Annotated in this window: 4 protein-coding genes; all 4 read right to left on the bottom strand. The window is 76.6% G+C overall.

Translation table 11 applies throughout. The features are described 5' to 3' along the window. Positions 1-900 carry a phytanoyl-CoA dioxygenase family protein gene (locus tag ACFV6D_RS24495; RefSeq protein ID WP_380423456.1) on the bottom strand — a complete coding sequence of 300 codons (900 nt, stop codon included), beginning with the start codon at positions 898-900 and terminating at the stop codon, positions 1-3. 94 nt (positions 901-994) lie between these two features. After that, positions 995-5,605 (bottom strand): amino acid adenylation domain-containing protein, encoded by a 4,611-nt coding sequence (locus tag ACFV6D_RS24490; RefSeq protein WP_380423457.1) that lies wholly within the window; start codon positions 5,603-5,605, stop codon positions 995-997. Beyond that, positions 5,602-8,607 carry a type I polyketide synthase gene (locus tag ACFV6D_RS24485; protein ID WP_380423458.1) on the bottom strand — a complete coding sequence of 1,002 codons (3,006 nt, stop codon included), beginning with the start codon at positions 8,605-8,607 and terminating at the stop codon, positions 5,602-5,604. The genes ACFV6D_RS24490 and ACFV6D_RS24485 overlap by 4 nt, the downstream gene beginning before the upstream one ends. Beyond that, positions 8,604-15,065: an amino acid adenylation domain-containing protein gene (locus tag ACFV6D_RS24480; protein ID WP_380561116.1), complete on the bottom strand. Its 6,462-nt coding sequence runs from the start codon at positions 15,063-15,065 to the stop codon at positions 8,604-8,606. The genes ACFV6D_RS24485 and ACFV6D_RS24480 overlap by 4 nt, the downstream gene beginning before the upstream one ends. Positions 15,066-15,509: the final 444 nt, after the last annotated feature.

Below are 15,509 nucleotides of genomic sequence, written 5' to 3'. Positions count from 1 at the left end.
CTAACCCCGCCCCTCGGCGGACTCTTCCGCGTCTTCCGCGAGCGTGATGATCTGCTGGGAGTGGTCGTTCATCGTCCAGCCCTCGGCGGTGCGCACGGAGGTGCGCTGCTGCTCCGTGTAGCCCCTGCCCCGGTCGTGGAAGTGCCAGGCGAACGGCGGGCGGAGCAGCCGGCGTTCGACCGGGGTCCACTCCTCGCCCGGGAGGTCCTCGGGCACGGGCGCGGGAGCGGTGTGCTGCACCATGCCCGCGGTGTAGCGGCAGAAGACGACCCGGCGTTCGAAGTCGGCGGCCCAGGGCCAGCTGCCGTGGGTGGCGGTGTCCGCGAAGAGGACCACCGAGCCGGCCCTGACCGGGACGCGGGAGACCCAGTCGCCGACCTTCTGCCAGGTCTGGAAGTCCTCCGGGATCTCGAAGGCCGACTTGTGGCTGCCGGGGACCACCGCGAAGCCGCCCTGGTCGGCGAGGGCGTCGGTGAGGCAGAACGCGACGATCAGGTGTCCGCCGTAGATCCGGCCGTCGCGGACCTGGTAGGTCAGCGGCGGGTACTCCCACGGGGTGTTGCCGTTGTGCAGGATCAGCGCTCCGGCGCCCTTGCGGGCGTAGAGTACCTGGCCCTCGTCGTAGCGCAGGTCGGCGCCGAGCACCTCCTCCAGGTGCGGCAGGACCTTCTCGTGGCTGATCAGGTCGCGCACCGGGCGCGGGGTGGTGTGGAGCGGGCCGGCGTTGGCGATGAACGGGTTGTACCGCTTGAGCAGCGGGTATCCGAGCTTGTTCTCGCCGTCCCACAGGCCGTGGCCGTCGAGGGCGGCGTTGACGGCGGCGAGTTCCCGCGCGGAGAGGACGTCCTCCAGGACCAGGTAGCCGCGCAGGTCGAACAGGTACTTCTGCTCTTCGTCCATGACTTTTCCCCTTGTGTCGGATGTGTCGGAGAGCGGGCGGTCGGGGCACGGGCGCGACGGGCGCACCGCGTGGGAGGTACGGGTGGGGCGTAGCTCAGCTCTGGTCGGGTTCGAGTTCCGCCAGGGCCCGGGCGAGGTGTCCGCGCAGTTCGGCCTGCGGGAAGAGGCCGACGGCTCCGGTCAGGAGCACCGAACACCCTCCCGAGCGGGCCGGTTGCACGTGGAGGACGAGGTCGAGGTCCGCCCAGTGCTCGGGCACGGTGTCGTGGGGCAGGTCGTCCGGCACCACGGCCGGGTTCTCCTCCGGCCCGTGGACGACCAGCCCGGCCGCGCAGACCGGCGGCCGGACCGCGGGGTCGACCGGATCGGCGAGCTCGGCGATGTGCAGCAGCGGCAGGTCGGCGTGGTCCAGGGCCGACAGCAGCGCCCGGTGGGCGTGGCCGGCCCCGGTGGCGCCGAGCACCACCGGCAGCAGGTCGACGGCGCGGCCGACGAGCGATTCCTCGGTGGCCGCCGAGCGGTGGGAGACCGGCATGCCGATCACCGTGGACGTGCCGCCCGACAGCCGGGAGACGATCCGGCCGAGCAGGTCGAGGAAGGCGGCCGTGGTGGTCGTCCCCGCCGTCCGGCCCGCCTGCTGGAGGCGTGCGTACGCGTCGGCGGGGAGGACCTTCCGCACCCCGTGGTTGCGGAAGGTCCTCGGGCCGGTGCGGCGCTCGGCGAACGGGTCCGGGGGAACCGGGCCCAGGCTGGTGCGCCAGTACCGTTCCAGCTCGGCGCGCCGGGCCGTGCGTCGGACGGCCCTGGCGCGGGCGTAGTCGCTGTAGCGCGGGGCCGGTCGGGGCAGGTCGCGTCCGGCGAGCAGGGCGAGGAGCTCGTCGGCGAGGATGCCCACGGAGGCGCCGTCGCCCCGGTGGCGGGCCAGCCTCAGCAGCAGGTGCCGGACGGTGCCGTCCTCCCCGGCCAGCAGGACGACCTCCAGCCCCGGTGATCCTGCGGGCAGCGGCCGCTCGACCAGTGCGGTGTCCCAGTGGACCTGGGCGGGCCGGTCCGGCAGCGGGGCCACGGGGCAGGGCCGCCACGCGTCGTGCTGTCCCGTTCCGGCGGCCCCCGGTGTCGCCTCCGGGGCTGTCGGCCGCAGGGCCTCGTGCCGGGCGACCAGTGCGCGGACCGCCCGCTCCACGTCCTGCGGATCCACGGGGGCATCGAGCCTGAGCAGCAGTGGAATCGGGGGAGCGGGGTGTCCGAGGGCCCGTTCCTGCTGGGCCACCAGGAGCTGTTCGGGCGTCTGGGAACCGTCGGCTCCGGCGCCGTCGGCGGGAAGCGGCCGCGCGGTGGCGAGCAACGTCCTGACCTCGGTGGCGAGTTCGGCGGCCAGCGGATGCGTCAGGACGGCGCGCACGGGGACCTCCACCCCGAGGCGCCGGCTCAGCACGGAGGCGATCCGGGCCGCCCCCAGCGACGCCCCGCCGAGGTCGTAGAGATGGTCGTCCAGGGTGGCCGACGGCCGGTCGAGCGCCGCCGCGAACGCCTCCACCACGGCGGCGGCCACCTGGTCGTGGGCGGCGGGGCCGGCCGCCGTGCGCGCGGAGCGCACCATGGCCAGCAGCGCGCGGCGGTCCGCCTTGCCGTTGGCGGTCACCGGCAGCCGCGGGAGCACCCGGATCTCGCCGGGCACCATGTACGGCGGGAGGGTACGGGCCAGATGGGCGCGCACCGCCGCCGGGTCCGGGGCGGGCTCGCCGGTGACGAAGCCCACCAGGCGGCTGACGCGTTCCCCGACGACGACGGTCGCCGCCTCCCGCACCCCCGGCGCGTCCACGACGTGCCGGTCCACCTCCTCCAGCTCCACCCGGTGGCCGCGCACCTTGACCTGGTTGTCGCTGCGGCCGACGAACTGCACGCTCCCGTCGGCGTTCCACCGCACCCGGTCCCCGGTGCGGTACATCCGCGAGCCCGGGGGACCGGTCGGGTCGGGCAGGAATCGGGCCGCCGTTTCGGCCGGACGGTCCCGGTAGCCTCGTGCCACCCCGGTGCCGCCGATGTACAGCTCGCCGGTGACCCCGATCGGCACCGGACGCAGCGCGCCGTCGAGGATGTGCAGGCGCACGCCGGAGACGGGGTGGCCCACGGGGGCGGTGCCGCCCTCGGCCCCCGCCGTGCACCGGTACGAGGTGGCGTCGATGCAGGTCTCGGACGGCCCGTACTGGTTGCGCAGTTCACCGCGGCCGACGCGCAGGTAGCGGTCGGCCTGCGCCGAGGGCAGCGCCTCCCCGCCGCAGAAGACGACCCGGGCCGGCAGCCGGCGCAGATCCTCGTCGTCCAGGGCCGCGAGCAGGGACGGGACGACGTCGACCACGGTCGCGCAGTGCTCAAGGGCTGCCTCCACGAGGGCGGCCGGATGCGCCCCGAGGTCGACGCCGGGGAAGACCACGCCGGCCCCGGCGACCAGCGGTCCGAAGCACTGCCACAGCGACGGGTCGAAGACCAGGGGAATGGTCTGGAGCACCCGGTCGGGGGCGGCGAGGCCGATCGCCTCGCGGCGCCAGGCGAGTTCGTTGGCCAGCGCCCCCAGCGGCACCGGGACGCACTTGGGCGTACCGGTCGTGCCGGAGGTGAACACCGCGTAGGCCAGGTCCTGCGGGCCCGTGCGGGCCACGGGCGGCACCGCCGTGCCGGTGGCCGGGAGCTCCCGCGCGCCCCCTCGGGGGAGCCGGATCGTCCGCAGGGCCCTCCCCGGCGGGCCGCCGTCGGCGTCGTGCCCGGTGGCACGGTCCTCGGTGGCGTGGTCCCCGTCGGTACGGCCCTCGTTGGCATCGGGGCCGTCGGCGTCGTGCCCGGGGGCGTCGGCCGTGCGGACGAGGAAGTCCGCCCGGGCGCTGCGCAGCAGGGCGCGGCGGCGTTCCGCGGGGTCGTCGGGGCGCAGCGCGATGATCCAGCCGCCGAGCCGCCAGACCGCCAGGGCCAGCGTCGGATAGTCGGCGCCCGCCGGCACGTCCAGGGCCACCGCGGAGCCGGGGCCGACCCCGGCCAGGGCGAGGTGGGCCGCCGCGCGCTCGGTGCGCTCGTGCAGTGCCCGGTAGGTGAGGTGGCCGTCGGCGGCGTCCCGGACGGCGAACGCCTCGGGGGTGCGCCGCGCCCAGTCCGCGAAGGCGTCGTAGGGCAGGCGGGCCCCGGCCGCGGGCGGCGCCGTCGAGGCGGCCGCGATGGTCGCGCGCTCGGCCGGGTCGCGTGCGTCCAGGGCGGCCAGCGGTGCGTCGGGGGCGGCGAGCACGGAGGCGAGGCAGCGTCGGTAGGCCCGCCCGAGCCGGGCGAGGGCCGCGTCGGTGTAGTGCTGCGGGGAGCCGGTCAGCCGGACGACGGCGGTGTCGGCGTGTTCCGTGAGCTGCACGGTCAGCGCGCCCTGGTCGCCCTGGACGCGCACCGGCAGGGGGGTGACCGTGAGGGGGCCGGCCGGGCGCGGCCGGTTGTCCTCGTGGGTCAGGACGAAGGCGGCGGCGGGTACGGGCACGGCGGTGTCGTCGGAGGTCAGGGGGAGGGTCGGGTGCTGCGAGCCGGTCAGGAGCTGCTCGCCGGTCCGCCGGGCCAGCGCGGCGAAGCCCAGCGCGGGGGGCAGGGACAGGGCGAGGGGCATCGCGGAGACGAAGGCGCCCACGGTGAGGTCGTAGCGCTCCGCCGCCCGGTTGGCGGTGGGAACGCTCACGGAGGCCGTCCGGGTGCCGGTGACCGCGCTCCAGGTGGCCGCGAACGCGGCGAGCCACACCGCGTGCGCCGTGCAGGAGTGCCGCCGGGCGAACGCGTGGACCTGCCGGGTGAGGTCCGGGGGCAGCGCCAGCTCGGCGTGCGGCATCCGGGCGGCCTGCTGCGCGGTGGCCTGCTGCGTGGCGGCCTGCTCCGTGCTGGCCGGGTCGATGGCGAAGGGGAGTTCGGCCCCGTCGTCGGCTCCGTCGTCGGCGCGGCCGCTGGAGCGGGCCCAGTGGGCGGCGTGGGCGGCCAGCGCGGCCCGCCCGTCCGGCGACTGCTCCCAGCGGACGTAGTCGAGGTGCTGGGCGCCCGGCGCGGGGCGGGTGGAACCGGGGCCGTCCCCGGCGGTGTACGCGTCCAGCAGGTCGTCGATCAGCACCCCCAACGACCATCCGTCGCAGACGGCGTGGTGGAAGGTCAGGAGGAGGGTGTGCTGCTGCGGCCCCTGGGCCAGCAGGACGGCGCGGACGTACGGGGGCCGGTCCAGGCGGAACGGGCGTGCCGCCTCGGCGTCGAGGGCCCGGTCCCGCTCCGGCGCTCCCGCGGGCAGTTCCCGCACCTCCAGCGGGATGCGGGCGGGCAGGTCGAAGCGCTGCCGGGGCACCCCGTTCTCCTGGCCGAAACGGGTTCGCAGGGCCAGATGGCGGGCGGCGAGGGCGTCCAGGCATACGCGGAGCCGGTCGATGTCCAGCGGGCCCGCGAGCTGGAGGGCCAGGGGCACGGTGTAGGCCGCCGACGCGGCGGGGGACGCCTGCTCGGCGAGCCACATCCGGTACTGGGTGACGGAGAGGGGATGGCTGCCGGCCGCGGCCTCCGGGCGGGACGGGAGCGCCGGTTCCGAAGGGGCCGGTGCCGGTACGGAAGCCGCCGGTGGCGCGGCCGCGGGGCTGCGCCCCTGGAGCCGGGCGGCCAGTTCGGCGCGCTGCCCGGGGGCGAGCCGGTCGAGGGGCGAGGCGGTCATCCGAGCTCCTCCCCGGCCTCGTCGAGGATCTGCTGGGCGATCAACCGCTCGACCAGCGCGTACTGGAGCCCGATGGACCGGGCCCGCAACAGCTCGCCGACGGGGACGTCGACGCCGAACCGGCGGCTCATCCCGCGCGCCAGCCGGGCCACGGTGAGCGAGTCACCGCCCAGCTGGAAGAAGTCGGCCGTGTCGGGCACGTCGGTCACCCCCAGCTGTTCGGCCCACAGGGCGCGGAGGATCGCGACGGGGGTGTCCGCGACGGGGGTGTCCGCGACGGGCTCGGCCGCGTCGGCGACGGCCGCCCGGGCGGGTGGTCCTGGCGGTGCTCCGGGTGCCGGGGCGGCCGGCACCGGATGGCGCGGGCCGTGGAACGGATAGGTCGGCAGCGGGACGGAGCGCCCCGGCGCCTGGAGCGGGGAGAGGTCCAGGGGGAGGCCGGAGCACCACAGCCGGCCGATCGCCGCCAGCACCGGGCGGGCGGTGGAAGCGGCCGGGGCGTGTGCCGGTGCGGCGGGGGCCGGCGGCGAGGAGCCCAGCAGCGGGATCGCGGGCAGCCCGGCGGCTTCCGCGAAGCCGCTCAGCACCCGGCCGGGCCCCACCTCGACCGCGACGGCGTCGGGGAACTTCGCCCGGGCCGTCGCCAGCGCGTCCGCGAAGCGCACCGGCCGGCGGGCGGCCCGGGCGAAGTGGCCGGGGTCGGTGAGCGAGCCCTCGGGCAGCAGCTGCCCCTCCGTGTTCTCGATCCACGGCAGGACGGCGGGGCGCACCTCGGCGGCCGCCGGTGTGCCCCGCAGCGCCTCGGCCGCCGGTTCGATCAGCGGGGAGTGGAAGGCGCGGGACGACCGCAGCACCTTGGCCGCGTACCGGCCGCCGACCCGCTCCCGGAAGGCCGCCACCGCCTCGGGGGGCCCGGCGAGCACGGTGCTCGTGGCGGCGTTGACCGCCGCGACGCCCAGCTCGGCGCCGGTCTCGGCCAGCAGGGCCCGGGCCTCGGCCTCGCCGCAGGCCAGGGAGACCATCGCGCCCGGGGCGCAGTCCTGCATCAGCTGGGCCCGGCGTGCCACCAGACGGGCCGCGGTGTCGAGGGCGAGGGCGCCGGCCAGGGTCGCCGCCGTGATCTCCCCCAGGCTGTGCCCGAGCAGCGCGCAGGGCACCAGGCCCAGGGCGAGCAGCGCCGTCCCGGCGGCGTACTCGACGGCGAAGAGCGCGGGCTGGGCGAGCGCCGTCCGGGCGAGCCGTTCGGCGGGGAAGGAGGCGTCGTGCAGCGCCTCGTCGACCTCGCGGGCGAGCCCGGGGGAGAAGGCGGCCAGGCAGGAGTCCAGCGCGTCGGCGAACGGGGGCAGGGCGGCGGCGAAGGGCGCCGCCATGCCGGGGAACTGCGTTCCCTGCCCCGGGAAGAGCAGCAGCGCCGGGGCGGGGTGCGTGGCGGGTTCCGGTGCCGGCTCGGCCGGGGCCCGCAGCGCCGCCACGACCTCGGCCACGCTCGTGCCCACCGTCGAGGAGCGGTACGGGAGCACCGCCCGCCGGGTGAGGGTCCGGCCGACGTCCGCCAGCGAAGGGGCGGCTTCGGCGTCCTCCAGGTGCGCGGCGAGCCGCTCCCGCATGCGGGCGAGGGCCCGCGGGTCCTTCGCGGAGAGCACCACCAGCCGTTCCCGCCCGGACGGCGGGGCGGACGGCGGGGCGGGCGGCGCGGCGGGCGGCTCCGGCGGCTGCTCCACCAGCATGTGCACGTTGGTCCCGCCCACGCCGAACGAGCTCACCGCGGCCCGGCGCGGCTGAGGGCCCCGCCACGGCCCGGCCTCGGTGGGCAGGGACAGCGGCGAGTCCTCCCGTTCCAGCAGCGGATTGGCCCGGTTCAGCCCGGGAAGCGCGGGCACGTACCCGTGCCGGAGCACCAGCAGTGCCTTCACCAGCCCGGCGAGTCCGGCGGCGGCGTCGAGGTGGCCGATGGTCGCCTTGAGCGCGCCGACCGGGATGCTGCCGGGAGCGGCACCCAGTGACCGGTACACCGCCGAGGCGGCGGACCACTCGATGGGGTCGCCGACGCGGGTGCCGGTGCCGTGGCTCTCCAGGTAGCCGACGGACGCGGCGTCGACGTCGGCGGCGGCGAGCGCGGCGCGGATCGCCTGCTCCTGGCCCGCCGCCGACGGCGCGAGGAAGCCCGCCTTGGCGGTGCCGTCGTTGTTGACGGCGGAGCCCAGCAGCACTCCGTGCAGGGGGAGCGGGCCGCCCGCCACGTCCTCGTGGCGGCGCAGGACGACGCCCAGCGCCCCCGAGCCGCCGAGGGTGCCGTCCGCCGAGGCGTCGAAGGGGCGGCAGTGCCCGCTGAGCGACATCACTCCGCCGGCCATCGGCAGGTGCCCCGCCTGGGGGGCGTTGGCCGACGCGGCGAGCACCAGGGCCTGGTCGCACTCCCCGTTGTTCAGCGCCTGGACGGCCAGGTGGGCCGCGACGAGCGAGGAGGAGCAGGCCGTGAGGACGGTGAGCGCGGGCCCGGTCAGCCCCAGTTTGTAGGCGATGCGCGTCGCGAGGAAGTCGCGTTCGTTGACGAGGAGCGCCTCCTCGAACTCCGGGGGCGCCAGCGAGCCGGAGGCCAGGAGGGCCCGCAGATGGCCGCTGCCGCTGGCGGCCGCGTACACCGCCGTCCGCAGCCCGTCGCCGGCCGTGACGCTGTGGCCGGCGTCCTCCAGGGCGGCCCAGGCGCATTCCAGCAGCAGCCGGTGCTGCGGGTCCGTCAGCCCGGCCTCGCGGGGGCTGACGCCGAAGAACTCGTGGTCGAAGCGGTCGGCATCGTCGAGCGGCCCGTGGACGGGGACGTAGGCCGGATCGTCGGCGAGGGACGCGGGGACGCCACGGGCCGCCAGCTCCTCCCGGCTCAGGCGCCGGGTCAGCACCCGCCCGTCGCGCAGGGCCTGCCACAGCTGTGCCAGATCGGCCGCTCCGGGGAAGCGCCCCGTCATGCCGGTGACGGCGATGTCGAGGGAACGGTCGCGGTTCATCGGTCGGCCTCCTGGGCGCGGCGGTCGCGGAGCGTACGGGCCGCGTCGCCGCGTCGGCGACGGGACGACCCGGCTGAGGGCGGTGGGTCCGCCCCGGGGGCGGGCGGCGTGTCCGTCGTCGCGCCGGCCGGTCGGGCCAGCCGGGCCGCGAGGTCGGCGACGGTGCTGTGGCGGAAGAGGTCGAGGATCGGTAGCCGGACGCCGGTGTGCCGGTGCAAGGCCTCCTGGAGCGCCGGCACCAGCAGCGAATGCCCCCCGAGGTCGAAGAAGTTGACGTCGCCGGGAACGTCGACGACGCCCAGGACCTCCCGCCACGCCGCGGTGACCGCCGCGTGCCCGGGCGACACGTCCCCGGCGGGCTGGGCGAGCGCCGAGGCCCGGCGCCGGTCCGCCTCCTGCTCCAGGGCCCGTCGGTCGACCTTGCCGTTGGGGGTGAGGGGCAGCCGCTCCAGCCCGTGGACGGCGGCGGGGACCATGAACTCCGGCAGCAGCTCCGCGACTTCGCGCCGTACGGCTTCCGGCCGTCCGCCGCCGGTGACGAAGCCGACGAGGCGGGCGCCGCCGTCGGCGACCACGGCCGCCTCCCGGACGCCCTCGGCGCCGCGCAGCGCCGCCTCCACCTCGGCGGGCTGCACCCGGTGGCCCCGGACCTTGATCTGGTGGTCCAGCCGGCCGACGAAGGCGAGCGCCTCCGGCGCCCGCCACCGCACCCGGTCGCCGGTGCGGTACATCCGGGCCCCCGGCTCGCCGCTGAACGGGTCGGGCAGGAAGGCGCCGGCCGTCTCGGCGGGCCGGCCGACGTACCCCCGGCCCACGCCCGCGCCGCCGACGTACAGTTCGCCGTCGACCCCCGGGGGGACGGGGCGCAGGGCGTGGTCCAGGACGTAGAGGCGGTACCCCGGCACCGGGCCGCCGATGTCGACGGCCTCCGGCCCGTGGTAGCGGCGGTAGCTCGCCCAGACGGTGGCCTCGGTGGGCCCGTACTCGTTGACCAGCGCCACCCGGGGCAGGACGGCGAAGTGGCGCCGCAGCAGCTCGTCCGGGAGCGGCTCCCCGGCCGTGACGACCTCGCGCAGGCTGCGCACCGCGTCGGGGCCGGCCCGGTCGGCGGCGGTGAGCAGCAGGGCGTGGAGCGAGGGCACGCACAGCAGCCGGGTGACCTGGTGCCGGGCGATCAGCGCGACCAGGGCCTCGGGGTCGCGGACCTCGTCGTCACTCGCGACGACCAGGCGGCCACCGGCCGACAGCGTCCCCCAGATGCCGGCCGCGGCCGAGTCGAACGCCGCGGGCGATAGCAGCAGGAAGACCGGCCGCCCCGGATAGACGGTGCGGCGGGCGGCCGTGGAGGCCGCCAGCGTGCCGTGCTCGATCACCACGCCCTTCGGCCGCCCGGTCGTCCCGGAGGTGTAGATGACATACGCGGGATCGTGCGGTCCGGGCGGGAGGGGGACGGCGGGCTCGGCGCTCCGGTCGGCGCCCGGATCGGCCGTCGAGGGCAGTGGGGCCAGTGGGAGCAGCGGGACCAGCGGCAGCCCGAACGACGCCGCCCGCCCGGCCATGGCCGCGTCGGTGACGACGGCGGAGGCCCCGCAGTCGGCCAGGCACGCCGCCATGCGGGAGTCGGGGTGCCGGGGATCGAGCGGGACGTACGCGGCACCGGCGAAGTGCACGCCGAGCAGCGCGGTCATCAGGCCCGCGGACCGCTCGGTCAGCACCGCCACCCGGGCGCCCCGGCCCGCGCCCCGGGCCGTCAGCCGGGCGGCGAGGTCCAGGGCGTCGGCCCGCAGCCGCCCGTACGTGAGCTGCTCGCCCCCGGCGACCACCGCGGTCCGCTCCGGCGCCTCCCGGGCGATCCGGGCGACGAGCTCGCTCACCGGGACCACCGGCGCGAACGGCTCCGGGCCCCGCCCCCACTCCAGGGGGAGGCGCCCCGGGTCCAGCGCCACGGGGAGCGCGGCCGGCGCGGAGGGCTCGGCGGCCAGCGCGAGCAGCGCCCCGCGGATCCGCTCGGCCAGCTGCCAGGCCTGGTCCGTCGTCCACCGGTCGGTGCGGTGGAGCACGTCCAGCCGGGCGCCGTCAGGGGTCTCCCGGAGCAGGATCTCGACGTCGTACTTCGCGATGGCCGGCGGGATCTCCACCGGGCGGGCGCGGACGCCGGGCGGCGCGGCCGTCGCCGTGGCCGGCTGCTCATGGTCGACCAGCACCTGGAACAGGGGGGCCTGCCCCGGACCGGCCCGCAGACCGAGCTCCCGGACGAGTTCGTCGAAGGGGTGCGCGCGGTGCGCGTGCGCCCGCAGGAGGGCCGCGTGCGCCTGGGCGACCGCCTCGCCGGCGGTGCCGCCGGGGCGGGGGCGCAGCCGTACCGGGACGGGGTTGACGAAGAGGCCGACGGCCTCGCTGAAGCCGGGCGGTCGGACGTCCATGGTGGTACCGACCAGGACGTCGCCCGCCGCGCCGTACCGGTCGGCCGTGACCGCGAACGCCGACAGGACGAGGACGAGTGCCGTGGTGCGATGCGTCCGCGCCGCCTCCGTCACGCGCCGCCACTGCGCCGCGTCCAGCGGGACGCCGACCGTCGCCGCGGTGCGCCGGTGCGGGCCCGGCCGGGGCCCGCCGAGGGCGACCGGCGAGTGGGCGCAGACGCCGGCGAGCTCCTCGGCCCAGAACCGGCGCAGCCGTTCGGCCTCGGCGGGCGACGGCCCGGGAACGGCGCCCGCCGAGGCAGGCGGGAGCGCCGGGCCGCCGGCCAGCCGGCTCAGCAACTGCTCGGTGATCAGCTCCGTGGAGCGGCGGTCGAGCACGAGGTGGTGGCCGACGAAGACCAGTACGTGGTCCTCGGGGCCGGTCCTGAGCACCCGCAGCTCGACCAAGGGCTCCTCGAACAGGTCGAAGGGCCGGTGGGCCACGCGCCGCAGGTGCTCCGCCAGGGCGTGCCCGGGCACGTCCCGTACGCCCACGGTGAACGCCGTGAGGGGCCACTGCCCGCGCCCGGGGGCCACGTCGTCGTCGATGACCCGCAGCCGCGTCTCGGGGTGGGCGGTCAGCACGTCGCGCCAGGCCGACTGCAGGCGCGCGGGATCCAGCGGACCGCTCAGCCGCAGCGCCCAGTACACGGTGAACTCGTGGCTGTCCGGCTCCGCCCGGTGCAGCAGCCACAGCCGCCGCTGGGCGGCCGACAGACCGGCGGGCGCAGCCGTGGACGGGCCCTCGCCGCCGGCGGGCGCGGCCCGCGCGATCAGGTGCCGCAGCCCTTCCGGTGTGGGGTCGCCGAAGAACGAGGCGAGGTCGACGCGCACCCCGCACTCCTGGTTGACCTCGGCGACGAGCCGGGCCGCGTCCAGTGAACTCCCGCCGCAGGAGAAGAAGTTGTCCCCGTTCGAGGCGGGCGGGCGGCCGAGCGTCAGCGCCCAGAGCCGGACGACGGGGTCCGCGCCGCCGTCCGGCGGCCGCACGGGCGCGGGCACGGGCAGGGCGCGTTCGTCGACCTTGCCGCTGAGCGTGAGCGGGAACGCGTCGACGACCTCGATGTGCGCGGGCACCGCGGCGGGCGCCAGCCGCCGGGCCGCGAGGCCGCGCAGCTCCCCCGGCACCGGAACCGGCCCCGGGCGGCGGGGGGTGACCCAGGCGAGGAGCCCCGCCGTCCCGGTCGGGCCCCGGCGGGCCACGTAGGCGTCCTGGACGCCCGGCGCGGCGCGCAGCACCTCCTCCACCTCGTACGGGTCGACCCGCTGGCCGCGCACCTTCAGCTGGTGGTCGGTCCGGCCGTGGTAGATCAGGTGCCCGTCGGCACCGAGGGTGACGCGGTCCCCCGTGCGGTACATCCGGGCGCCGGGTGCCGGGGCGAAGGGGTCCGGGAGGTAGCGCTCGGCCGTGAGCGCGGGCGCGTCGAGGTAGCCGCGGGTGACCAGCGGCCCCGCGAGATACAGCTCGCCGCGGGAACCGACCGGCACGGGGCGGAGGTCGGCGCCCAGGACGTAGGCAGAGGTGCCGTCGAGGGGCCGGCCGATGCTGGGGATCCCGTACTCGTCGAAACCGCACCACGTGGTCTGGATCGTGACCTCGGTCGGACCGTAGCCGTTGGATCCCCTGACACCCAGCTCGCGCAGCCTGCGCCAGGTCGTGGCGTCGACCGCCTCGCCCCCGAAGTCCAGCTCCAGGCCCGTGCGTTGGAACATCTCCTCGACTCCGAAGGGGCGCATGGCGGCGAACATCGACGGCGAGGTGCTGAGCAGGCGCACGTCGTTGCGTTCGACCCACTCCACCAGCGCCTGCGGATCGCGGTACGTGGCCTGGTCGGCCACCACCAGGCAGCTGCCCCGGAAGAGGTAGAGGAGCTGCTGGAAGAAGACGTCGAAGGAGACGGCGGCGGTGACGCCGACCCGGGCGGCCCCGGCTCCGGCCGGCTGCGCGTCGACGAGGACGGCGAGGCCCCGGTGCTCGACCATGACGCCCTTGGGGCGGCCGGTGGTGCCCGAGGTGTGCAGGACGTATGCCAGATCGTGGGGGCGGGCGTCGCGGGCGTCGCGGGCGTCTTCGGTGTGCGCGTTCTCGGCGTTCGGGGCCTCGTCGACGATCGTGAGCGAGGCGTCGAGCCGGTGGCGCGACGCGGGGTCGCACAGCACGAGACGGGTGCCGGTGTCCGCCACGACGTACGCGAGACGGGAGTCGGGCTGCGAGGGGTCGAGGGCGACGACATGGGCCCGAACCCGCCACGCCGCCAGCACGGACGCGACCAGGGCGACGCCCCGCTCGCGCAGGACGCCCACCGCGGTGCCCGGGCCCGCGCCGTGGCGGTGCAGGGCGGCGGCGAGCCGGGCGACCTCGCGGTCCAGGCCGGCGAAGGTGAGGAGGTCGTCGCCGCACCGCACCGCGGGCCGCCGGGGCTGTGTGCGCACCCAGGCGTCGAACCGCTCCATGAGGGGCTGCGCGTGCTCCGACGGATCGGCCGGCGCGACGATCAGGGACGGCGTCGCCGCGCTCGTCGAGCGGGGCAGCGGTGCCCCGGGGTCGCGGGCGAGGGCGAGCAGGACCCGGCGGTAGACGGCGAGCAGTTCGGTGGCGGCCGCGTTGGTCGTGCCGCCGCGCATCCGGCGCGTCACCGTCACCGAGGCGTCGTCCGCCCGTAAGCAGAGGTCGAATTCGAGGTCGAAGCGCGTGAGGCCGATCGTCGCGCCGGGGTGCTCGGCGGGGGGAGCGGCTCCGGGAGCTTCGAGGGCATCGGGGACTTCAGGGCTCCCTGGGGGTTCAGTCGCTTCAGTCGCTCCGGGTGCCTCCGGTGCGCCTGCGACGGGTGCCGCCGCCGGCTCACGCACCGTTTCCATCGCGCGGACGGTGAGCCCGCCGAGTGCCGGCCCCGGGAGGGGGTCCCGCAGCTGGAAACTGACGGTGAGTCCGGGCGCCGCGGCGTCGAAGAGGTCCGCGCTCTCGTGGATCGGCTCGTGGGCGTGGGACAGCGCCTCGGCGACGGTCCGCCGCACACCGTCGCAGAGCTCGGCGCCGGAGGCTCCCGAGGGCCACCGCTGGCGCAGCGGGACCATCCGCGCGAAGCAGCCGACCAGCGACACGGTGGCCGGTGTCCGGAAGGCGAAGGGCGTGGCGACCATGACGTCGGGGGCGTTGCCCTGCGTGGCGAACGCCGCGTAGAGGGCGGCGAGTCCCATGAGGTACGGGGTGACGCGCAGGCGGCGGGCCGCCGCGCGCACCGCGTCGGCCTCGTCCGGGGGCAGCGGGAGCACCAGGACGTCGGCGTCGGCCGTCCGGGGGCCCGGGGTGCGAGGCAGGGCCTCGGGCCACTGGGCGTCCGCCAGTTCGAGGGGCCAGAAGCGGGAGGGTTCCGCCGGCGCGGGCGGGTCAGGTGCCGTGGGTGGGGCCGCTGCCGCGGGCGGTTCCGGTGCTGGTTCCGGTTCCGGTGTGAAGGAGGGCTCGCCGGCGGTGCGGGCGTTGTACGCGGCACCGATGTCCGCCAGCAGGTTCTCCAGCGACGCCCCGTCGCACGCGATGTGGTGCACCAGGAGGGAGAGCACGTGGTGGTCCGGTCGGTGCCGGAACAGGTCGACGCGGACGGGGCAGTCGCGTCTCAGGTCGAACCGGTGGCGCCCGACGGGCGCCCAGGGCGCGGCGTCGGCCGTCGCGGCCGTGTCCACCGAGGCCGTGTCCACGGCGGCCGTGTCCACCGCGGTCCACCGCGGCTGCGGCGCGCCGGGAACCCAGGAGGGCACGCCGTCCTCGTCGACGAGCCGGCGGGCGAACACGGGGTGCCGGGCGACGGTCTCCTCGACGGCGCCCTTCAGGGCCTGCTCGTCGAGCTGCCCGCGCAGTTCCCAGACGCGGTGGATGTTGAAGGACTCCGGCTGGTCCCGACAGGTGAGCCAGATGCCGAACTCCGGGGCCGAGAGCGGGAATGCGAATTCGGCATCCGATGCCGGACCCGAATCCGAAACCAGGTCGCTCCTGTTCACTTCGGTTGCCCCTTCCGTACGTGCTGGCGACACTCGGCCGGTGGTCCGAGTGCGGGGTGTCGAGAGGAAGAATGTCGCTGTGCGGCCATCCGGGCATGGGGCTCTGAAAACTCGAAGAGTTCGCCCGTGAGCGGGCCGATGCCGGTGACGGCGAATTGAGCGGGGAACCGGGGGCGCGTACGTGAAGGTGCGGTCGGCGCCATCGGGGATCGGTGCCCCGGGTCGGACCTCCGGCCTGCCGGGGTCCGTTCACGAAACGAGTCTGTATGTGCCCTGGGAATTTTTCAAGAACGACCAAACGGAATGTCTTATTCTCGCAGGTGCGGGGAGGGCGACTTTCTGGACATAGGGCTGCGTCCGCCTCTCCCGACACCGGATCCGGCGCTTCCGCCGGCGCTCCTGCCGCCTCGGGGCCGGTGCCAGGGTGCACTTTGGGGCGAATCG

The sequence above is a fragment of the Kitasatospora sp. NPDC059812 genome (genome assembly GCF_042732075.1).
Lineage (GTDB): Bacteria > Actinomycetota > Actinomycetes > Streptomycetales > Streptomycetaceae > Kitasatospora.
Note: the sequence above shows the minus strand (reverse complement) of the source record. Positions and strands in the feature narration are given on the sequence as shown.

Excerpts from the sequence above, each read along its gene's own strand:
- ACFV6D_RS24495 (WP_380423456.1), bottom strand. The coding sequence starts at position 900 with ATGGACGAAGAGCAGAAGTACCTGTTCGACCTGCGCGGCTACCTGGTC.
- ACFV6D_RS24490 (WP_380423457.1), bottom strand. The coding sequence starts at position 5,605 with ATGACCGCCTCGCCCCTCGACCGGCTCGCCCCCGGGCAGCGCGCCGAA.
- ACFV6D_RS24485 (WP_380423458.1), bottom strand. The coding sequence starts at position 8,607 with ATGAACCGCGACCGTTCCCTCGACATCGCCGTCACCGGCATGACGGGG.